The sequence below is a fragment of the Mammaliicoccus sp. O-M54 genome, assembly GCF_022386035.1.
In the GTDB taxonomy this organism is placed as follows: Bacteria; Bacillota; Bacilli; order Staphylococcales; family Staphylococcaceae; genus Mammaliicoccus; species Mammaliicoccus sciuri_A.
This window is the reverse complement of the sequence record NZ_JAJNJE010000002.1, coordinates 228,606-251,354: the sequence shown is the minus strand read 5'-3', so window position 1 is coordinate 251,354 and position 22,749 is coordinate 228,606. Positions and strand designations below refer to the sequence as shown.

21 protein-coding genes and 1 pseudogene are annotated in these 22,749 nt (G+C 32.1%); 20 read left to right on the top strand and 2 right to left on the bottom strand.

Going from position 1 to position 22,749, the window contains the following annotated elements:
* The first annotated feature begins 129 nt into the window (after positions 1-129).
* On the top strand, positions 130-1,527 hold the full coding sequence (locus LQ673_RS05195; RefSeq protein WP_239705701.1) for an MDR family MFS transporter: 1,398 nt from the start codon (positions 130-132) through the stop codon (positions 1,525-1,527).
* An 81-nt stretch (positions 1,528-1,608) separates the two neighbouring features.
* Here the strand turns inward: LQ673_RS05195 and LQ673_RS05190 are convergent, their stop codons facing one another.
* A complete protein-coding gene (locus LQ673_RS05190) occupies positions 1,609-1,809 on the bottom strand; it encodes a hypothetical protein (protein ID WP_239705700.1) in 201 nt (66 codons plus the stop codon).
* Positions 1,810-2,026: 217 nt separating this feature from the next.
* Here LQ673_RS05190 and LQ673_RS05185 point away from each other — a divergent pair, with 217 nt between their 5' ends.
* The 10 genes and pseudogenes from LQ673_RS05185 to LQ673_RS05140 all read left to right on the top strand — a co-directional run bounded on the left by LQ673_RS05185 (position 2,027) and on the right by LQ673_RS05140 (position 13,613).
* Positions 2,027-2,203 carry a hypothetical protein gene (locus LQ673_RS05185; protein WP_239705699.1) on the top strand — a complete coding sequence of 59 codons (177 nt, stop codon included), beginning with the start codon at positions 2,027-2,029 and terminating at the stop codon, positions 2,201-2,203.
* A gap of 2 nt (positions 2,204-2,205) precedes the next feature.
* Entirely contained in the window at positions 2,206-2,823 is a 618-nt protein-coding gene (locus LQ673_RS05180; RefSeq protein ID WP_239705698.1) for a DUF6036 family nucleotidyltransferase, read from the top strand.
* Positions 2,824-2,901: 78 nt separating this feature from the next.
* On the top strand, positions 2,902-3,771 hold the full coding sequence (locus LQ673_RS05175) for an alpha/beta hydrolase (RefSeq protein WP_239705697.1): 870 nt from the start codon (positions 2,902-2,904) through the stop codon (positions 3,769-3,771).
* 83 nt (positions 3,772-3,854) lie between these two features.
* On the top strand, positions 3,855-4,082 hold the full coding sequence (locus LQ673_RS05170) for a MerR family transcriptional regulator (RefSeq protein ID WP_204188534.1): 228 nt from the start codon (positions 3,855-3,857) through the stop codon (positions 4,080-4,082).
* Between the two features lie 204 nt (positions 4,083-4,286).
* Positions 4,287-5,417: a hypothetical protein gene (locus tag LQ673_RS05165; RefSeq protein ID WP_239705696.1), complete on the top strand. Its 1,131-nt coding sequence runs from the start codon at positions 4,287-4,289 to the stop codon at positions 5,415-5,417.
* A gap of 260 nt (positions 5,418-5,677) precedes the next feature.
* A complete protein-coding gene (locus LQ673_RS05160; RefSeq protein WP_239705695.1) occupies positions 5,678-8,470 on the top strand; it encodes a type I restriction endonuclease subunit R in 2,793 nt (930 codons plus the stop codon).
* A gap of 110 nt (positions 8,471-8,580) precedes the next feature.
* Positions 8,581-10,136 (top strand): annotated as a pseudogene (locus tag LQ673_RS05155) (type I restriction-modification system subunit M).
* Positions 10,129-11,319, top strand: a complete 1,191-nt coding sequence (locus tag LQ673_RS05150; protein WP_239705694.1) for a restriction endonuclease subunit S — start codon at positions 10,129-10,131, stop codon at positions 11,317-11,319. The pseudogene LQ673_RS05155 and the gene LQ673_RS05150 overlap by 8 nt, the downstream one beginning before the upstream one ends.
* Positions 11,320-11,434: 115 nt before the next feature.
* A complete protein-coding gene (locus tag LQ673_RS05145) occupies positions 11,435-12,919 on the top strand; it encodes an ATP-binding protein (protein WP_239705693.1) in 1,485 nt (494 codons plus the stop codon).
* A gap of 154 nt (positions 12,920-13,073) precedes the next feature.
* A complete protein-coding gene (locus LQ673_RS05140) occupies positions 13,074-13,613 on the top strand; it encodes a hypothetical protein (protein ID WP_239705692.1) in 540 nt (179 codons plus the stop codon).
* Between the two features lie 158 nt (positions 13,614-13,771).
* Here the strand turns inward: LQ673_RS05140 and bla are convergent, their stop codons facing one another.
* Positions 13,772-14,626 carry a BlaZ-like penicillin-hydrolyzing class A beta-lactamase gene (bla, locus tag LQ673_RS05135; RefSeq protein ID WP_239705691.1) on the bottom strand — a complete coding sequence of 285 codons (855 nt, stop codon included), beginning with the start codon at positions 14,624-14,626 and terminating at the stop codon, positions 13,772-13,774.
* Positions 14,627-14,763: 137 nt separating this feature from the next.
* Here bla and LQ673_RS05130 point away from each other — a divergent pair, with 137 nt between their 5' ends.
* The 9 genes from LQ673_RS05130 to LQ673_RS05090 all read left to right on the top strand — a co-directional run bounded on the left by LQ673_RS05130 (position 14,764) and on the right by LQ673_RS05090 (position 22,565).
* Complete coding sequence (locus LQ673_RS05130) at positions 14,764-15,081, top strand: ArsR/SmtB family transcription factor (RefSeq protein ID WP_037589651.1); 318 nt, start codon at positions 14,764-14,766, stop codon at positions 15,079-15,081.
* A gap of 69 nt (positions 15,082-15,150) precedes the next feature.
* Positions 15,151-16,074, top strand: coding sequence for an NAD-dependent epimerase/dehydratase family protein (locus LQ673_RS05125; RefSeq protein WP_239705690.1), 924 nt, complete (start codon positions 15,151-15,153; stop codon positions 16,072-16,074).
* A 1-nt stretch (position 16,075) separates the two neighbouring features.
* On the top strand, positions 16,076-16,771 hold the full coding sequence (locus LQ673_RS05120; RefSeq protein WP_239705689.1) for a type 1 glutamine amidotransferase domain-containing protein: 696 nt from the start codon (positions 16,076-16,078) through the stop codon (positions 16,769-16,771).
* 478 nt (positions 16,772-17,249) lie between these two features.
* Entirely contained in the window at positions 17,250-17,939 is a 690-nt protein-coding gene (locus tag LQ673_RS05115; RefSeq protein WP_239705688.1) for a class I SAM-dependent methyltransferase, read from the top strand.
* The gene (locus LQ673_RS05110) at positions 17,939-19,495 is read left to right on the top strand and encodes an ABC transporter substrate-binding protein (protein ID WP_239705687.1); all 1,557 of its coding nucleotides are present in this window, start codon (positions 17,939-17,941) and stop codon (positions 19,493-19,495) included. The genes LQ673_RS05115 and LQ673_RS05110 overlap by 1 nt, the downstream gene beginning before the upstream one ends.
* Positions 19,495-20,445: an ABC transporter permease gene (locus tag LQ673_RS05105; RefSeq protein WP_239745020.1), complete on the top strand. Its 951-nt coding sequence runs from the start codon at positions 19,495-19,497 to the stop codon at positions 20,443-20,445. The genes LQ673_RS05110 and LQ673_RS05105 overlap by 1 nt, the downstream gene beginning before the upstream one ends.
* Positions 20,442-21,209, top strand: a complete 768-nt coding sequence (locus LQ673_RS05100) for an ABC transporter permease (RefSeq protein WP_239705686.1) — start codon at positions 20,442-20,444, stop codon at positions 21,207-21,209. The genes LQ673_RS05105 and LQ673_RS05100 overlap by 4 nt, the downstream gene beginning before the upstream one ends.
* Entirely contained in the window at positions 21,176-21,943 is a 768-nt protein-coding gene (locus tag LQ673_RS05095; RefSeq protein WP_239705730.1) for an ATP-binding cassette domain-containing protein, read from the top strand. The genes LQ673_RS05100 and LQ673_RS05095 overlap by 34 nt, the downstream gene beginning before the upstream one ends.
* Positions 21,936-22,565 carry an ABC transporter ATP-binding protein gene (locus LQ673_RS05090; protein ID WP_239705685.1) on the top strand — a complete coding sequence of 210 codons (630 nt, stop codon included), beginning with the start codon at positions 21,936-21,938 and terminating at the stop codon, positions 22,563-22,565. The genes LQ673_RS05095 and LQ673_RS05090 overlap by 8 nt, the downstream gene beginning before the upstream one ends.
* The last annotated feature ends 184 nt before the right edge of the window (positions 22,566-22,749 follow it).

Here is a 22,749-nt window from a genome sequence, read left to right as displayed (position 1 = left end):
ACTCATATTAATTCAAATTATCTATCGAAACATCTAAACATTTTGAGACGTAAAGCATGCATTTTGACTTTCTCATATGCCTTTGTATAACATGATGATATTAGAGAAAGATTTCGAGGAGATGTCGTCGTGGAAGAGTTGAAACACCGGGATAAGACTTTGCTTATTACGATTTTGATGGTAGGGTCATTTGTTGCCATTTTGAACCAGACACTCATGACTACAGCCTTACCAAGTATTATGAAAGAAATGCATTTAACGAGCAGTACGGTTCAATGGCTAACGTCTATATTTATGTTAGTGAATGGTATTATGATTCCGATTACGGCATATTTAACACAGCGATTTACAACTAGAACGTTATACTTTGCAGCTTTAACATTCTTTATAGTAGGTTCTATCATTTGTGTTATAACGGATCAATTCACAGTCATACTCGCAGGACGTGCAGTTCAAGCTATGGGTGCTGGTATAATGATGCCTTTAATGCAAACAGTGTTATTCCTCGTTTATCCAGCAGATAAAAGAGGACAAGCAATGGGGATGTTTGGATTAGTCGTTGGTTTCGCACCAGCAATCGGTCCAACATTATCAGGTTGGGTCGTATCTCAATATAGTTGGAAAGTAATATTCTACATTCTATTAGTTGTAGCTATTGTAGATTTATTATTTGCGATGAAGTTCGTTAAGAATGTAACAGATGTTACGAAACCGAAGCTTAATAAACTATCTGTTACATTGTCGACATTAGGCTTTGCGGCATTGTTAATTGGCTTTAGTGAAGCGGGTAATTTAGGCTGGCATCATCCTTTAGTGTATTCAATGATCATTGCAGGTATTGTCATCTTAACAATGTTTATCGTGAAACAATTAAGTATGACTGAGCCGTTTCTTAACGTACGCGTCTTCACTTATAAATCCTTTACGATCAATATGATTATTGTCTGTATCGTCTTTGTTTCATTTATAGGAAGTCAAACAGTGTTGTCATTCTACTTACAAAATCTACACGGATATTCACCATTGATGTCAGGATTAGCACTCATGCCAGGTGGAATTATAACAGGTCTACTTTCACCATTTACAGGTAAAATATTCGATAAATACGGTGGTAAGTTATTATCCATCATAGGCGTTTCAATTGTCGTGATAACATCATTTGCTTTTACACAACTTGATGCACACACATCATTCGCTTATGTCACAATATTCTTCGCCATTTCACTCGCTGCAAATGCGATGGTCTTCAATCCATTAACAACAGCAGCATTAAACAATTTATCACGTGAATTAGTACCACATGGAACATCAATGAATAATACAATGCGACAAGTCGGCGCAGCAATGGGTTCAGCAATATTAGTAACAGTTATGAACACAGCCATCTTAAACCCACATGAATATGGAATAGAAGGATTAGTACACGGCGTACGCGTAGCATACGTTGTTATCTGTATCGTAGCAATACTCGGATTAATATTAGCGATTATCAACCCAACATCTAAAAAAGGCTATAAAGAAGCATAGCGAAATGAAGCATTTCACTGAACTGACAACCACAGTTTGAAAGTGATATGCTTATTTTTATAATATTAGAATATATAATGTTTATTTAGAGCTAGTATTCTTTTTGTTTTTACGTTTATAACCATTTAAATATTTATCAATCGTTCTTCTATCTACTCCAAATTCTCTAGCTAATTGACTCTTGTTGATTTTTAGATTTGAGCGATCCATCATTACTTTGAATTTTTCTAAATCCTCCAAACTATTAAGTTGAAAATTGTTCTCTTTATTTAAAGATTCCATTAGCAATCACCTCAGACAAATTATCTCTAACGTTATGTAATTTGTACATAATGAAATAAAGAAATGCGAAGATTATATCGTATAATTAGCAGGCGAGCAGTATGACATCAGACAACCCTCAGACTGACCCTATAGACCAGAAGTATATTATTGTAAAATTATCCTCGTTACTGTAAAATATAATTAATATAATAGGGATAGAGGATGGTGAAAATCTATGAGTACTATATATTTGAAGGATTTACAGAAAGATAATAAAAAAAATAAAAGTAGGAATATTGAGTTTATTAGAAAAAACTATGATCCAGATTTCTATTTAGGGAAAAGAGATTTTGATAAACCTCGTAAAAACCCTAAAAAACAAAAAGCAGTATTGAGATATGGAAGAAAGTAATTATGAGTTATACGTTAGAACAAGCACAGAAAGATTTGAAAAATATTTCTAAATCTGAGATTTTATATTATAGAATGATTAAGGTTGCAAGTATAATAACTAGATTAATAGATTCAAAAACAACAAATATATATAATAAGCCAATAGTTGTTGGAGGATTAAGTGTCGAGATATACACAGACAGTGATTATACAACTAGAGATATTGATTTTGTTACAAGTGCAAGTAAAGAATTGAATTATATTTTGGAAGAATTGGGATTTATTAAAGACTCAAGAATGTATTTATATAAACCTTTAGAGATATATGTTGATGTGGTGAGTTCATCATTAGAACCATTAGAAGGTTATAAGCAGATTAATACATTACAAATTGATGAGGATAATTATATATATGTTATATCACCTGAAGATATCATTATTGATAGGACATTAGATTATGCTTATGCTGATAACGAAAAATATATAAATTATATTTTGATAAATAGGTATGATGAAATTGATAAAGAATATATACGGAAAATACTCAAAAGAGAAGATCCGGAAACATTAGAAATATTTGATGAGTGGAATAAAAGAGCAAGAGATTATTTAAATAAAGATAAAGAGAGCCATAATTAAATTTATGGTTCTTTTTATTGGTTAGAAAAACTGATTACTTTATACTTAAATCAAAATAACAGAATAGAGGTTATCGTAGTGAAGAAGTTATGGATTTTGGGGATGGGTATCATTATTCTAATGATCGTTGGAATCATGATTATGACGAAACCATCTAATGAACATCATTCAACAACAGTTAAATCAACAGACTCAACTTATATAAATAGCCAAATACCGACATTATTTCTACATGGTTATGCAGGAAGTGCGAATTCAGAGAAATATATGGTTCAACAAGCGAAGAAAAAAGGTGTCACAAAAGAAGTCATCACAGCATATGTATCTGAAGATGGAGAAGTTGAATTAAAAGGCAAACTTAAAAAAGATGTGACTAATCCTATTGTACAAATAGAATTAGAAAATAATAAACAAGGCGATCTAGATCTCAATGCAGAATGGTTTAAAAACGTACTAGAGAAATTACAAAGTGAATACGGTATTAAGAAATTTAACTTTGTCGGACATTCAATGGGGAATTTATCATTTGCTAAATATATGTTGAAATACGGGAATGATGAAACATTACCTCAGTTAAATAAAGAAGTGAACATTGCCGGAACGTTTAACGGTGTATTAAATATGAATGAACAAGTAAATGAAATTAGTGTGGATAGAAGCGGTAAACCAAGTCGCATGAACCCACCATATCCAGAACTTCAACAATTGAAAGACATCTATAAAGGGCAAGAAATAGAAGTATTAAACATATATGGTGACTTACAAGACGGCACCAACTCAGACGGCCGCGTATCCAACAGCTCATCAAAGTCTTTAAAATATTTACTAGGAAATAGTCCAAAAAGCTATAAAGAATCCAAATACGAAGGCAAAACAGCCCAGCACAGCGAACTACATGAAAACAAACAAGTCGCGAATGAAATTGTAGCGTTTCTGTGGAGGAGGTAGGGAGATTGAATAAGTAAATCGAAAAAGTATTTGACCTTAAAGTGTGGTTTAATGATAGGTTTTAAATGAAGGAGGTATATTGTATGAGAATTGACGATGTTTCCAAAAGTTTAAACATTACTAAATCACAAATTAGGTATTATGAAAAAGTAGGTTTACTAACAATTCCGAGAGATACGAATCAATATCGTTACTTTACAATATCTACTTATCATATTGATAATTTAAATAGAAGTAGAAATAAGAATAAAACTATGGATAAAATGATAGATGATATTACTAAGAAAGTAATGAAAAAGCTAGAAGAATAGTTAAAAAAATAAACTGTGTAAGTAGAGAAGATGAATACTACTTGCACAGTTTTTTTAATTTGAATGTACTTTAATTTAATAAAAAAGAGCAAAAACTTCTATGCTATGATTATACATATTACTCTTAGTATATAGATAAATAGACAATTAATGTCCATTTAAATAAGTATATTAATATTATAAATACTGAATGGAGAGAATTGTATGAGCGAAAAATTATGGGACGAATTCATTCAATTTTGGGATGAAGATGAAATTAAAGAAAAAGCTGAGAGATATCAAGAATTATATGAAAATCCAGAAGAAATTGATAATGATTTTTCATGGGTAAATAAAAAGGAGAAACTAAATAAAATCTCTAAAGCAGCGATGTGGGGTATACCAAATCATATACTAGGAGATATAGATAATTCTAAATTTATTATTGGATTATTTAACCCGGGAACACATATGAATAAAACAACATCTGAAGAATGTTCAACAGTCGGAGAATATATTCAAAGTGAAGTATCTCTTGAAAAAAATATTGTTGATGGAGTTGAGTTTGATTCTAAAGAAGTATATGAAACAAATGACGTTGAAATTAGTATGCTTCATGATTTTTACTATAATCATATTTTGTCTAAGGAAAATGTAATATCACAAGAATTAAAAAAATTATATAAAATCTATTGTGAGAACGAACAAGAATTCAAACTTTATTTGCAAAGTGGTCATTCAAAGAGGTTTAAAGCAGTAGCATATTATTTAGGACAGTATTATTCACATGTATTTCATGGAAGTGGCCCTGGATATGTCAGATGTATGAAGCATTATAGTTCAATTTTTGAAAAGATGAATAAAGCCAAACGCTATGATAGTGAAGTTGAACAAAAATTTGAGGAAGCATTAATAAAATTAAAAATAACTAATATAGAATTAATTCCATATAGAACATCTGAATCTAATGATATTGGATTTAGTAAGAAACAAGAAAGTAGTATACTTAGTGCAAAAGTTATTTTGGGAAAATTACTTACTGATAAAGAATCTATAGTTATTTTAAGAAGTAGAGGAAAATGGGAAGGTTTATTTAAGAAAGAATGTGCTTCTAAAGATGTAAATTATTCACAAGAAATTGAACCAAGATTATTTGAATTGGGTACAAGTGGAGCAATATCGTATAAAAATTTATATCCTGTAAAGAAGAAAAAGAATAATTCAAAATTAAAGAATGAAGACTTATCAGAAAGATATAAACAGGAAATCAATAAAATAGTTGATGAACTAAGCGAAGAAATTAGATTGAAAGAATTTGAGGAGTATCTAGATAATGTTATCGCTATGTATCATTAATATTCATCAATCGTATACTAAATGTAAAAGATCTACAATGTAGCTGTTACACTAACCTCAATGAGTAGGAGTAAAATAAAAACACTTTCGTTGATTTCATAATTAAATGAATTTAACGTAAGTGTTTTTTCTATAAAAAAGTTTCTTCATATCAAAAACGAAATAATTGGTAAATATATTCTATAATCTTAAAATTTACACCACATAAAATGAGTTATATATTATAATTAATTGTAATAGAAACAAAGGTAGGGGATGTTATGGTATACCAAAGTGAGTTTGCTCTAGAAAATGAAATGATGGAACAGTTAGAATCAAATGGCTATGAAACTGTAACGATTAGAAATGAACAACAATTATTGGATAATTTCCGTGCTATTCTCAATGAACGTCATGCTGATAAATTTAAAGACCAACCATTAACAGATAAAGAGTTTCAACGCTTATTAACGATGATTAATGGGAAAAGTATTTTTGAAAGTGCACGTATTCTACGCGACAAGTTGCCTTTAAAGCGTGATGATGAAACTGAAGAATATTTATCATTTTTAGATACAAAAAATTGGTGTAAAAACAAATTCCAAATTACAAATCAAGTGTCGGTAAACGATAAATATAAAGCAAGATATGATGTCACTATTTTAGTGAACGGGTTGCCACTAGTTCAAATTGAACTTAAGCGTCGTGGTGTCGATATTAATGAAGCATTTAACCAAGTTATACGTTACCGTAAACAAAACTACACAGGACTATTTCGATACATACAATTATTCGTTATAAGTAATGGCGTAGAAACGCGTTATCTATCTAATAATGATGGTGATATATTAAAAAGCCATATGTTTTATTGGAGTGATAAAGATAACAAGCGTATTAATAATTTGAGTGACTTTACTAATTCATTTTTAAGACCATGCCAATTAGCTAAAATGATTTCACGCTATATGATAATCAATGAGACTGATCATATTCTCATGGCGATGCGTCCTTATCAAGTACATGCTGTTGAGGCATTAATCAATCAAGCAACTGAAACAAACAATAACGGTTATATTTGGCATACGACTGGAAGCGGTAAAACATTAACTTCGTTTAAAGCGAGTCAAATATTATCAGAACAAGATGACATCCAAAAAGTAATATTCCTAGTTGACCGTAAAGATTTAGACAGTCAGACAGAAGAAGAGTTTAATAAATTTGCTAAAGGTGTAGTAGATAAAACAAATAATACTTCTCAACTTGTTAGGCAGTTAAACGATAGAAGCTTACCGCTTATTGTTACGACTATACAAAAAATGTCGAAAGCTATTCAAAGTAACCCTAAAGCATTAGAGCAATATAAGACCAATAAAGTCGTATTTATTATTGATGAGTGTCATCGTAGTCAATTTGGTGATATGCATCGTATTGTTCGTCAACATTTCAATAATGCTCAGTACTTTGGTTTTACAGGAACACCTCGCTTTGAAGAAAATAAAAGTCAAGATGGAAGAAGTACAGCAGATATCTTCGGTAGATGTTTACACACTTATTTAATTAAGAATGCTATTCATGACGGTAATGTATTAGGCTTTTCAGTGGATTATATTAATACAATAAAAGCCAAAAATATAGATCTAGATTCAGAAGAATTGGTTGAAGGTATCAATAAAGATGAAGTATGGCTGGCAGATGATCGAATTAGACTCATCGCAAGACATATAGTTGAAAATCATGATAAATATACTAGAAATAGACAGTATTCAGCAATCTTAACTGTTCAAAGTATCCCAGCACTTATTAAATTTTATAATGTGTTTAAAGAGATTAGTAAAGATTATGATAAACCGCTCAATATCGCAGGAGTGTATTCTTATTCACCAAATGAAGAAAGTACAGAAGGTAATGTAAAGGAAAAACATTCTAGAGATTCATTAGATGAAATAATAGCGGATTACAATGCAACATTTGGTACAAACTTTTCTACAGATACGTTCCAAGGGTACTTCAATCATATTTCAAATAGTGTTAAAAAGGGTGTTAAAGATAGCAAAATAGACGTCCTAATCGTTGTGAATATGTTCTTAACCGGATTTGATAGTAAAGTGTTGAACACGTTATATGTAGATAGAAACTTAAAACATCATGACTTAATTCAAGCTTACTCAAGAACTAATCGAGTGGAAAAAGAAACAAAACCATTCGGAAAAATTGTTAATTATCGTAATTTGAAACGTCAAACAGATGAGGCGTTAAAGCTATTTTCACAAACAGAGGATACAGATCGTATATTAATGAGAAGTTATGAAGAGTATTTATCTGAGTTTGTAGATGCGTTAGCTGAATTAAAAACAATCGCTCAAAATCCAGAAGATATGGATAATGTCTTTGATGAAAATGATAAAAAATCATTTGTTGAAGCGTTCCGTCTCGTTTCTAAATTAGTGCTAAGACTGAAAACTTTCGAAGAATTCAACTTTACTAATGAAAATATAGGTATGGGTGAACAAGAGTTTGAAGATTACAAGAGTAAATACTTCGCGATATATGATGAAGTTAAGAATAAACACGGCGAAAGTGAAAAAGTAACGATATTAAATGATATAGATTTTGAAATAGAAATTCTGCGTAATGACTTGATTAATGTGTCATATATCATGGAACTCGTACGTAAGATCGATTTGAAAGACAAAGAAGAACAACAACGAAATCGTGAACAAATTAGACGTATATTAGACAATGCAGATGACCCAACGCTTCGACTTAAACGTGATTTAATACGTGAGTTTATAGATGAAGTAGTGCCTAAGTTGTCTGAAGAAGATGATATAGATGAAGTTTATCTCAAGTTTGAAAATGCAAAACGGGAAGAAGAGTTTAAAAAGTTTGCTCATCAACAAGCAGTAGATGAAGAAATACTTAAGGCAATTACGGGAGAGTTTGAATTTAGTGGTATCGTTAATCAAGATGAATTAAAGGACCTTGTCGGAGATAAGAAACTTAGAGAAAAACGACAAACTAAAAAAGCAATTGCATCATTTATTGAAGAAGTGACATCAAAATATAGTTTTTAGATAGTAATTAAAACCTTTGTAATAGTATATTGCAGAGGTTTTGATATGCTTTTACAAACTCAAATAAGTAAAATAAAACTAAAATGTACCAAATTAACGGAGGAAATAAAATGTCAATTACAGAAAAGCAACGCCAACAGCAAGCAGAATTACATAAACGTTTATGGTCTATAGCAAATGATTTAAGAGGAAATATGGATGCAAGTGAATTCCGTAATTACATACTAGGATTAATCTTCTATCGCTTTCTATCAGAAAAAGCAGAATCAGAAGTTGCTGAAGCATTATCTGGTGAAGATCTAACTTATGAAGAAGCATGGGAAGATGAAGAATATCGTGAAGACTTACAAGCAGAACTTTTAGAAAATGTTGGTTATTATATAGAGCCAAAAGACTTATTTGGCAATATGGTTAAAGAAATTGAAAACCAAAGATTTGATATTGAACATTTAGCACAAGCAATTAGAAAAGTAGAAACATCTACACTTGGAGAAGAAAGTGAAGAAGACTTTATCGGACTATTCAGTGATATGGATTTAAGTTCTACAAGATTAGGTAATACAGTTAAAGATCGAACTGCTTTATTGAGCAAAGTAATGGTTAATTTAGAAGATTTACCGTTCTTACATAGTGACATGGAAATAGATATGTTAGGTGATGCTTATGAATTCTTAATCGGACGATTTGCTGCAAACGCTGGTAAGAAAGCAGGAGAATTCTACACACCTCAACAAGTTTCTAAAATCTTATCTAAAATCGTAACATTGGGCAAAGATAAACTGAGAAATGTATATGATCCAACATGTGGGTCAGGTTCATTACTATTACGTGTAGGTAAAGAAACAACAGTATATCGTTACTATGGTCAAGAAAGAAACAATACAACATATAACTTAGCTAGAATGAACATGTTACTACATGATGTTCGCTTTGAGAACTTTGATATTCATAACGGTGACACATTAGAAGCTCCAGCGTTCTTAGATGAGAAATTCGATGCAGTAGTAGCAAACCCACCATACAGTGCAAAATGGAGTGCGGATAGTAAATTCGATGATGACGAGAGATTTAGTAATTACGGTAAACTAGCACCTAAATCAAAAGCAGACTTCGCCTTTATCCAACATATGGTGCATTATTTAGACGATGAAGGAACAATGGCAGTAGTCTTACCGCATGGTGTCTTATTCCGTGGCGCAGCAGAAGGCGTAATACGTAAATACTTAATAGAAGAGAAGAACTATTTAGACGCAGTAATCGGTTTGCCAGCAAACATCTTCTACGGACAAGTATACCAACATGTATTCTAGTATTTAAAAAATGCCGTAAATTAGATCAAGACGTGTTATTTATAGACGCATCAAATGAGTTCGAAAAAGGTAAAAACCAAAATAGTCTAAATGATGAACACGTAGAAAAAATTATCAATACTTATTCAAACAGAGAAGCAATAGATAAATATAGTCATACAGCAAGCCTAGAAGAAATCGCAGAAAATGACTATAACCTTAACATACCAAGATATGTCGATACATTTGAAGAAGAAGAACCAGTAGACTTAGAGCATGTACAAACAGATTTGAAAACGATAGAAGCGGAAATAAAAGAAGTAGAACAAGAAATAGAAAGCTACTTAAAAGAATTAGGAGTGGTGACACATGACTAATCAAACAAAAAATGTACCAGAATTAAGATTCCCAGAGTTTGACGGGGAGTGGGAAAATAGTAAATTAGGAACTGTTGCTAATGTTTATGATGGAACTCATCAAACACCGAAATATACAAGTGAAGGTATTAAATTTCTATCAGTTGAAAATATAAAAACCTTAAATTCTAATAAATTTATTTCTAAAGAAGCATTTGAAAAGGAATTTAAAATTCGTCCGGAATTCGGTGATGTTTTAATGACTCGTATAGGAGATGTTGGGACACCAAATGTTGTAGAAACAAACGAACATTTAGCCTACTATGTAAGTTTAGCATTATTAAAACCAAAGAAATTAAATTCTTATTTTCTAGAATCATTAATTCGTTCTCAATCAGTTCAAAATGAATTATGGAGAAAAACATTGCATATAGCATTTCCAAAAAAAATTAACAAGAATGAAATAGCTAAAGTAGAAATTAATTATCCCGAACAACAGGAACAACAAAAAATCGGGGAATTTTTCAGAAAACTTGACCGACAAATTGAATTAGAGGAACAAAAGTTAGCGAAATTAGAAGAACAGAAAAAGGGATATATGCAAAAGATTTTCTCACAAGAACTGCGATTTAAAGATGAGAATGGGAATGAGTATCCGGAGTGGGAAGAGAAGACTTTAGGAGATATTGGTAGTGTTGCCATGAATAAAAGAATTTATAAGAATGAAACTACAAATCATGGTGAAATACCTTTTTATAAAATTGGTACCTTTGGAAAAAAAGCTGAAACTTTCATTTCTAGGGAAAAATTTGAAGAATATAAAGAAAAATATCCATATCCAAATAAAGGAGATATATTAATTTCAGCTTCAGGTAGTATTGGAAGAACAGTTGAATATGACGGTGAAGAAGCATATTATCAGGACTCTAATATAGTTTGGCTACAACATAATAATGAAGTATTAAATGTTTTTTTAAAGTATTTTTATTTAATTGTAAAATGGAATGGTATCGAAGGAACTACAATAAAAAGGTTATACAATAAAAATATACTAAATACTAAAATTAAATTGCCTGTTAAAGAAGAACAACAGAAAATAGGTGTATTTTTAGAAAGAATAGATTCATTAATTGAAAAACAATCTAATAAAGTTGGATTTTTAAAACAACGCAAACAAGGACTATTACAAAAAATGTTCATTTAATTTTACCAACACACTACTATATAACGAAAAAGAACTAGCAATAATTTATGAGAATTATAGTTTATTAAAAAATTTAATGGTTTCAATAAATAATTTGATGAGGAGCTAGTACTATATGAATACAATTAATCTAAAAACCTTAGCAAATACTTGCTTGGACCAATCTTCTTTAATGTTGATCAAAAAGCGATATAATTTGGATGACATTAAAGAGGTTGAGAAAGAAGGTATTGTCGATCTTGTAGAAGAACTTCATTTATATGATAATAGTGTTTCTTATTTTGATGGATTTTATTTAAACTATAAAATCAAACAAATTAATCCAGAGTTTGACCTTTTAAAATATACTAAAGAAGGCATTTTAAATATTGAACTTAAGAGTAAAGCAGATAAAGAAAGAGTATTAAAACAACAGTGTAAAAACTATTTCTATTTACAAGCTGTTACTCATGAACTAGATATTATTACATATGTAAGTGAAGAGAATATATTTTATAAATATGACAAAAATAATAAATCAACATCTATAATCGATACGAGTGAAGTGGTTGATATACTATCTAAATATAAAACAATAGAACCAACACATTTAGATGATGTATTTGTACCTACAAATTATTTAATATCACCATTTAATAATACTGACAAATTTCTTAAACAAAAATATATACTGACACAGCATCAGCAAATTATAGTAAATAGTATAATAAAATTAAAAGATGATCATATTGTAGAAGGTAAGGCAGGAACAGGAAAATCATTAGTTATTTATGATGCAGCTAACAAACTTATTAAACAGGGGAAAAATACTGTAATGATACATTGTGGTTTGCTGAATAGTGGACATGACCGATTAAATGAAGAAGGTTGGGACATAAGAGAAGTTAAGAAGGGCATTGAAGATGATGAATTTGCTCAAATAGACGTTATTTTTATAGATGAAGTACAAAGAATGTATCCTGCTCAATTAAGAAATATTATGGAAAAAGCTAAAGAACATGATTGTAAATTAATCTTTAGTTTAGATCCTCGTCAGTACCTGAATGAAAAAGAAAGTAAATATAATAACATTGATTATATTAAAGAGACATATACAAGTATTAAACATGACACACTGACAGATAAAATCAGAACAAATCATGAAATTGCTTGTTTTATAAAGGAACTATTCAATAATGATAAGAAAAATAATATCGATTATAATAATATCGAAATTGAATATATAGGTAGTAAAAGTAATTTCGAAGAGTATATACAATACCTTGAGAATAATTCATGGACGTATTTATCATTGACGACATCTAAGTTCGACAATGCATCATTTGAAAAATATTCACAGCTAAATCAAGAAGTAAATTCACATAGAATTATCGGACAAGAGTTTGATAATGTCGCTGTTATTTTAGATGGAAGTTTCGAAATTAAGAATAAATCCCTTCAATACAATGGTGGATATTATCACTACGATCCAGTACAGATGGTATTTCAAAATATAACAAGAACAAGGAAAAAACTAAAATTTATTATTGTAGGTAATATGAATTTATATAAGAATCTAATGAAAATCGTTACAAAAGAGTATTCTTTAGTAATGGATTAGATGTCATGCCTATCTTTAATAAATCCGCATATTATTTATAAACTACTAGTCAAACCCTCTTAATTATTAGGAGGGTTTTTGTATTTGTACTTTCAGACGTGTGATATACTTTGTGTGATGAAATATAGAGTATCTATAGATAGGGTGATTGAGTATGAAATTTACAGAAGTAAAAGTTATCGAACATCTTGTAAAGGCATATAAGGAAGCAGGGAAGCCTACTTACCCTCATGAAAATTTATATCGAGGACGTAATCATAGTATATCAGGTATTGGAGAAGACTTGCTGGGTGCTTATTTGATTAGTAGATTGGAAGGTGTCCAAATCTTTATTGATCAGCCTTTATCTATGATTGATAAATCTTTAAGTACAAGATATCCGGATTTATTAATTTGTGAAGATAATGTAATTAAGAATATACTCGAAGTTAAAATGGATTTAGGATATCAAAGGAAAGATTTTATAAATTATTGCCAAAAGAAAGAAGAGTGGATTTCAAATATTGTAGGAAAACAGTGTGTATTGTCTAGAAAGAGAGAAGACAGAATTCCTATGAATATAGCTGATGATATTAAATTTCATGTTGTGATTTACAGTGAAAACAATGGACCGAAGCGGTTCGATGAAGAAATAATGCCTATCGTTAATGAAACATGTCCACATATTGAAGTATATGTCTTAACAAGTGGGTAACACCCTAATTTAGCAGATGTTGATCTTGAAGGTATTAACATTAATAAAGATGAATTTGAAAGACTGGTAAATGCATTATAAAAAACAGAACATCCATTATAACTCAAAATATACAGCCTAAGGTTTCATGACCTTAGGCTGTTTTTTATATTCTATTCCTACTTATCATTAAATTTTTCTAATACGACTTTAGCTGTTTCACTGACTACTTTGTCGTTTGGTTTATCTGTCTTGCCTTCTTTGTTTGTGAATATAACTAGAACAATTGGTTTTGATTCACCTTTAGGGTATACAAGAGCAACATCATTTCTTGATGCATAAGTAATCGCTTGTCCGCTCTTATCTGCTACTTTAAAGTTCTTTGGTGCACCTTTTTTGATTAAAGTATCGCCACTTTTATTATTGATCATTAAATCAATTAAGAATGCTTTATTTTCTTTTGATAAATGACCATCATTGATCAGTTTATTGAGTGTTTTTCCAAAAGCTTTTGGTGTTGATGTATCTTTATTACTCTTTGGATCATAATTGTTTAATTCAGGTTCCATTCTAGAAGGTTTAGTAGTCTTATCATCTAATGACTTTAGCCTTTTATTAACTTCTTTATAGCCACCTAATTCTTCAATAATCATATTATTAGCAGTATTGTCACTGTATAACATCGTTGCTTCTATTAATTTTTTGATAGTGATGTCTTTATTGATAAATTTTTCTAGTACAGGTGAATATGGCACAATATCTTCTTTACTAACATGAACTTTCTTATTTAATTCATTGTGAGGTGTCTTTTCAAGTAACATCGCACTACTTACGGCTTTGAAAGTTGAAGCATAGGCAAATCTCTTATCATCATTAAAGGTAATTTCTTCATCAGTTGCAGTATTTAAAGCATAAACACCTACATTAGCATCATATTTATCTTCAACCTTCTTCAAGTCTTGCGTTGTTGCATCAGCGGTACTGCAGGCACTGAGCAACAATATAGATGCGATCATTAATATCAATTTCTTCATTACGTATACCTCCTTAGACTTGGTATATATACTATCATATTAATAATATGATTGTGTTTTCAATCTTCTCTTTTGACTTACACATGCAATACGTGGTATATAATAATCATTGAAACGATTTGTTAAGGAGAGACGACATGGAAGACAAGACGATGGAGGTATTTAAGAGAGGTTCGAAGTTATTAAATATTCTTCAAGACGAGAAGCGTCAACAAATTCTTGTTCTGTTATGTAGAGAAGAACAACTAACGGTTAATCAAATTACTGAACGACTTACGATTTCACGACCTGCTGTATCGCACCATTTGAAATTAATGTATGAAGTGGGCTTGTTGAGTGTCGAGCAAGTTGGGTTGGAAAGATATTATCGTTCTGATTTAGACGATGCATTACTGTGGTTGAAAGAACTGACAGCTTCTTTAGAAGAAAATATTAAAAATAAAGAAAAAGCTTAAAAAATTTTAGTCACTATGTTTATATGTTTAAACCTATTGAAATAAAAAATGAAAAAAGGAGCATTCGATATGCAAACAATTTTAGGAAGTAACGGACAAATTGGGCAAGAAATTGCTAAAGAAATTTATAGAAATTATACGAAAGATATACGATTAGTAGGTAGAAAGCCTAAGAAAATTCATGATACAGACGAGTTAGTAGCTGCTGATTTAATGAAATACGAAGATACACTTAAAGCAGTGAAAGGTAGTGAAATAGTCTATTTTGCTGTTGGGTTACCCGCAAATTCAGAAATGTGGGAAGAACGCTTTCCAGTTATTATGGAGAATGTCATTAAAGCGTGCCAAGAAACAAATACGAAACTCGCATTCTTTGATAATACGTATATGTATGAGAAAAACGATAACGTACAGGTTGAAGATAGTCCATTTGTACCAAAAGGACGTAAATCACAAGTACGTGCGGATTTAGCTGAAATGTTGTTATCAGCTATGAAAGATCAATCTATTCATGCTGTTATTGGCCGCGCTCCTGAATTTTATGGACCAGGATTAACGCAAAGCTTTACCAATTCATTAGTATTTAATCGTGTGAAAGCAGGCAAACGTGTATTAGTACCGGTTAATGCATCTGTGTTACGTACACTTATATGGACACCTGATGCAAGTCGTGCCTTAGCATTGCTCGGTAATACACCTGATGCTTATGGAGAAACTTGGCATTTACCAACAGACGGTAGTGTGTCTTATAAAGATATTTTGAAAAAAGCAGAGAAAGTCTTAAATAAGAAGATTAAGTATATGACAGTACCAATGTGGGTATTTAAATTAGGTAGTCTATTTAATCAACAAGTTAAAGAACTTACTGAATTATTACCAAGATATAAATATGATAACGTCTTTAAGTCCGATAAATTTAAAGAAAGATTTCCTGATTTTAAAGTGACAACTTATGAAGAAGGCATTAAAAACATCTTAAAAGGAGAATCGTAATATGAAGAAAATCATGATAGTTAATACAAGCGTAGATTATTATGAAGGAACACGTAAACCAACAGGACTGTGGCTAGGTGAACTTGTTCATTTTTATGATTATTTTAATACAGAGGATTATCAAATCGATTTATTTAATATAAACGGTGGTGAAACACCTATTGATCCGGTAAGTCTTAATCCACTAATGTTAGATAATCTAACAAAGTCTTATTATAACGATCATACTTTTATGGAGAAGCTTAAAAATAGTCCATCTATAAGTGAAGCAAATCCTGAAGTATATGATGTCATTTACTTTACCGGCGGACATGGTGTGATGTTTGATTTTCCGCATAATACGTACATTCAAGATGCTGTTAATGAAGTATATCGTCACGGTGGCGTTGTCGCAGCAGTGTGTCATGGCATCGCAGCATTATTAAATGTGAAAGATGAAAACGGCAGGTACTTTATCGATCGTAAACAGATTACAGGATTTTCAAATGCAGAAGAAATATTAGCCAATCGTAAGCGTCTAGTTCCGTTTATGTTAGAAAGTGAACTTAAAATCCGAGATGCCAAATACAGTAAAGCAAAAGTACCATTCAGACCATATGTACAAGTAGACAACAGACTCGTTACAGGACAAAATCCACAATCACCAAAACAAGTCGCACAAGCCGTTGCACGCATATTGAGTGGAGAAGTAAAGTAGCGCAGGAAGACTGAGGTTAGTGTATGAGTGTGTAGTTGTTGACCATGGTTCAGTGGCAAAAGCGCACGAAGACCGCGAGATATCGTGCGCTAAGGGGTAAAATCAGGCTGTATCGCACGAAGACTGCGAGATATCGTGCGCTAAGGGGTAAAATCAGGCCGTATCGCACGAAGACTGCGAGATATCGTGCGCTAAGGGGTAAAATTAGGCTCTATCGCACGAAGACTGCGAGATATCGTGCGCTAAAGGGTAAAATCAGGCCATATCGCACGAAGACTCCAAAGATATCGTGCGCTTATAATACAAAATAAGCTGAGACATTCAACGTGTCTCGGCTTTTTTGTATCTGGATTTATTTGTTTATTTTGACGTACTACTTCCACCCCATACCTCCACAAAATTCTTATTGCTTTTCTTAAATACTTGATATAACATATAAAACGTAAATATTACGATTTAGGAAGTTGAGGGAAAATAAATGGTGAAAGAATACGATGTATGGTGGCAGAAGGGACAAGAAACAGATGATGACATGGCAAATGATCATGTTGATGGATGGGATAGAACGATTCAATTGATGGATGAATCTGATGTTAGAGGTAAGACAATATTAGATTTCGGATGTAATCAAGGTGGCTTTCTACGTAGATTATTTGACACCGTTCCATTTGAATATGGCGTAGGAATGGATTTAGCGAAGTTATCACTTGAGAAAGCGAAAGAATTAAAAGGCGATCGCCCATTAGAATATGTGTTAACAGATAAACCTCAAGATACAAACAGAACATATGACACAGCAATTAGTACATCTGTACTTTATTTAATTGAGGATATACCTCAACATGCACGTGATTTGAAAGCTGTACTTAAACCAAATGGTGTCTACTATGCGACATTCTCAGATTTAACAAACAATCCAAGTCAGCAATTTATGGAAGACGTGATAAATAAATACGGTGCGACACCGTCTCAAAATCATTCTTTAAAACATATAGTAGATAGCTTTGTAGCTGAAGGATTTGAAGTGGCTGTTATTAAGGAACCTGTTCCTAATGTGATTGATTTAACGCATTATGATGACTTTTATTTATCACCAAATGATTATTTACAAACATTATTCCATGAATCATTTTTAGTAAAAGCAACATTGAAAGAAGGCACGAAGTAATGAAGAAGCGGTTATTAATGGTATTGTCAGCAAGTGCTTTACTGACATTAGCGGGATGTTCAAATGAACAGAAAGATAGTAAGCAAGTGACGTTATCACTACCAACAGAAGCGAAGGCAGATAAGTTAGATGCACAAGGATATGAAGCGGCAATGCCTGTTTATAGTGCAGTCTATGAACCTTTAGTAAAGTATGATAAGGATAAAGGCGTAACAGCAGGATTAGCTGAAAAATGGGAAGTAGATAATGAAGGTAAAGTTTATGAATTCCATTTGAAGAAGGGTATTAAATTTTCGGATGGTTCTCCTTTTAATGCTGAAGCAGTGAAGTTCTCAATCGAACGTGCAAAAGCAATCAATAAAGATTCGACAGTTGAAACATTAAAGAAATTAGATCAAGTCGTAGTGAAAGATGACCATACCGTTCAAATTAAATTAAAGTCACCATCTAACCAGGTATTGAACGAATTAACACAAGTACGTCCATTACGTATGATGAGTCCACATGCTGTTGAAGGTGAAAAAGTCGACGGTAAGTTCAAAGAAGCAATTGGTACAGGTGCATTTGTCGTTGATAAGAACGGTAAAGAAAAGACAACATTGAAACCTAATAAACATTTCAACAATGAGCATCCTGTTAAATATAATTTAGCCTTTCAAACAATTGAAGATGGCGATTCTAGAAATTCAGCAGTACAAAGTGGCACTGTAGATATATCAGGCGGTGCTTTAGGTATGCTGACAGACCAACAAATTAAAGAAGATAAAAAGAATAAAGCATTAACGATTGAAGATAAACCGAGCACTGTCAGTCACTTTATGGCATTTAACCCGAATCATAAATTATTGAAAGAACGTGCGATACGTGAAGCAATCAGTAAAAGTATCAATACGAAAGCTTTATCTGATAAAGAAATGAAAGGTATATTCCAGAAAAATGTTCAATTTGTAAATGATGATAATCAACAAACACATGAATACGATGTTAAATCTGCTGAAAAGTTATTAAAAGATGAAGGATATATTAAAAATAGTGACGGCATGTTTGAAAAAGACGGCAAAGTCTTATCATTTAATTTAGTTATCCAAACGGCAGAGTTCCCGAACTGGAAAGATAAGTCTGAACAAGTACAACAAGATTTGAAGAAAGCCGGCATTAAAGTAAATATAAAAACGTTAGATGCACAAACTTATTATGATACGTTATGGACGAAAAAAGATTATGACTTAATCTTCTATAGAACATATTCTGATGCATTAATGCCTTATAACTTTATGAGTTCAGTATTCGAAAATGTTGACGGTAAGTCTGGTGTGTTAGCAAACGATGATACTTTAACAAAACAATTAGATGATTATACAACGAAGATTTCAAGAGATGAACAACAACGCGCATTTGATGATATCTTTAAACATTTTAATCAACAATACTTTGGTGTGCCGATTGCTTATCCAAATGAAACATTTGTCGTAAGTGATAAAGTTAAATCATTTAAATTCACAGGATTAACAGATGCACCAGTTGACTATAAATCGCTGAAAGTGAATGAACAATGATCATAAAGCGAACACTGAAATTACTATCTTATTTAGTAATCAGTTCGTTTATCATCTATGTGTTAGTTGAGAAGACAGCAGGTAATCCGGCCATACTTTATTTACAACGACACGGTTACACGACCATTACACAAGAGCATATCGAATTAGCAGAGCATAAATTAGGACTAGGACAAAATATATTCTTGAGATATATAGACTGGCTTGGTCATGCACTAACGGGACATCTCGGATATACATTCAGTTCGAATGAACCTGTTACAGATGTCATCTTAGCGTCATTAAGTCCGACATTGATATTAATAGCTGTATCAGCATGTATATTATTATTGTTTGGCTATTCTATCGGATATATGATCGGATCACATGCAGAAACAAAATATGCTCGAGTAATTCGTGGATTTGCTCAAGTTATGACGTCCATGCCCGAGTATTGGATAGCGATCTTACTCATTTATTATGCAGGTGTACGATGGCGATTAGTACCATTTGTAGGCAGTGACTCTTGGCAACATTTTCTATTACCGATTATAACAATCGTCATAATTGAAGGGTGTCATGTGTTATTAATGACAGCGCATCTTATTGAACAAACGTTAGAAAGCGATGCATATCAACTTACAGTATTAAGAAAAGTGAAGTTACGTGCACGTATTTATATACAAATAAAAGAAATATTTGCGCCATTAATGACGATATCAGTGAATAGTATGATTCACTTAATCGGTAAAGCCGTTATATTAGAAGTGATATTTAGTATGTCTGGTATCGGCAAGTTGCTGATTACCGCCATTAATCAACGTGATTATCCATTAATTCAAGGTATTGTTGTGATTATTATGGTCTTTATTATGTTGATTAACTATTGGGGAGATTTAATTATTTTGAAAAGTGAACCGAGATTACATATACAGCGCGTAATGTCTCGTGAAAAGAGGCGTTCATCATGACAAATAAACGATTAATAATAGCGGTTAGTCTAGCAGTAGGTGTTCTGTTGTTATGCGGTATTTATGTTCAAATGCATGGCAGTGAAACGGATGCACCACTACAATCACCTAGCCTTAAACATTTCTTAGGTACTGATCAACTAGGTAGAGATCTCTTTAATAGGTTAATACTAGGGTCTGGTGTTACGTTATCTTTATCAGCAGTTGTGATGATTATAAGTGTAAGTATTGGATTAACACTCGGTATGATTGCTGGTATCGAGAGAAAGTGGATGGATAAAGCACTCATGTTTATCGCAGATATGATTTTAGCGATTCCAAGCTTTATTATCGCGCTCGTCGTCTTAAGTTTAATTAGCAATTCAACAGTTGGTCTTATATTGGCGTTAACCATCGCATGGGTAGGGCGCTATTTACGTTACTTTAGAAATTTAACACGTGATATTCAAAAGCGCCCGTTTATTTCTTATGCGGTGTTAAGTGGTAATTCAACCGTACAAACGACCATTACTCATACAATGCCTCATTTAATGAGTAATATATTGGCTTTAATAACTGCAGATATCGGCAAAATTATTTTAAGTATTTCAGGTTTAGCTTTTCTTGGTTTAGGCATTAAGCCACCTATACCAGAACTTGGAACAATATTATTTGATGGCAAAGGTTATTTTAACAGTGCACCGTGGCTATTCTTCTTCCCAGGTATGTTGATAGGAGGTTATGCATTATTATTTCAAATGTTGAACAAAAAAATAACTCAGTAAAACGCATTTTAAATGTTCAAGATGTGAGTGTTTTTGATGGTGAGCATCCGTTGATTCAATCTATTTCACTATCGGTAAATCAAGGTGATTTTCATTGCATAATCGGTGAGAGTGGTAGTGGCAAATCATTGCTGACAAGGACAATATTAAATATGAAACACCGTAAACTTCATTACCTGGGAAATATTGATATCGATTTAAATAAGACGGATGCAGTATTCCAAGATGTGCATAGTAACATGTTTCAAAATATAACTTTGGCGAAACAATTTAAATATTTATTTGAGGCTAGTCGGTCTAAATTATCAGCTGAAGAACAGTACGAAGAAATTCTAAAGATGATGAAAGCATTTGGTTTAGAAAATGGTGAGGCGTTATGGAATTGTTATCCGTTCGAACTGAGTGGTGGTATGGCACAACGAGTAGCATTTATTATGGCACTTATAAGACGTCCGAAGTGTTTAATACTTGATGAACCTACAACGGCATTAGACAAAGAAAACTGTCACAACTTAATGCAATACTTAGGCGATATGTATCGACAAAATGAAATGACAGTCATCTTTGTGACACATGATATTAATTTAGTAAAAGCATATGCGACACATATTAGTATTATGAAGGATGGTCAAATCATTGAGAGTGGCGATAAAGAAACGTTGTTAAATCATCCGAAGCATGAGTATGCTAGAAAGTTAATGTCTATCGCACGTAGGAGAGAAAAGTATGCTTGAAATAGAGAACTTAACTAAAATGATCAATCAACGGCATATTATAAATGGTTTGTCGCTTACTATTGAAGATCAGAATTTATTGATTAGTGGGAAGAGCGGAAGCGGGAAATCAACGCTCGCTAAAATGATAGCAGGATTAGATTCAAACTATACAGGTTCAATCAAGTTTAATCATCGACCGCAAGAAAGCATACCTCTGAAACAGTGGATGAAGACGATTCAATATGTACCACAATATCAACGAGATACATTAAATCCACGTAAGACAGTTGAATATATTTTAAGAGAGCCATTGAGAAATTATCGTGTTGATAAAGAGGATTATGGGCATAAAATTGAAACCGTACTGGAGCGATGTTTACTACCTAAAAGTATTTTGAAGCAGCGCATGAGTACATTAAGTGGCGGGCAATTCCAACGAGTATGGATAGCAAAAGCTTTAATCGTAGAACCTGAAGTACTTATATTAGACGAAGCCACGACGAACTTAGATGTTATGAGTGAAGAAACCATTATCCAAATGTTAAAGACATTAGAACAAGTACAACTTATCATCATATCTCACGATCCATACGTACTGAATTCCTTTGAAGGTATGGAACTTAAGTTAGATGGAGAATAGTTGATTCTTAAGTAGATGTTAATAGATAGTGCCAGGCGCACGAAGACTGAGAGATATCGTGCAGTTAGGGCTGAAAAAGGGCTTGAGCGCACGAAGACTGAGAGATATCGTGCAGTTAGGGGTCAACAAGGGCTTAAGTGCACGAAGACTCCAAATTAGTTTTCCAGCTTGGGTAATTGTACAG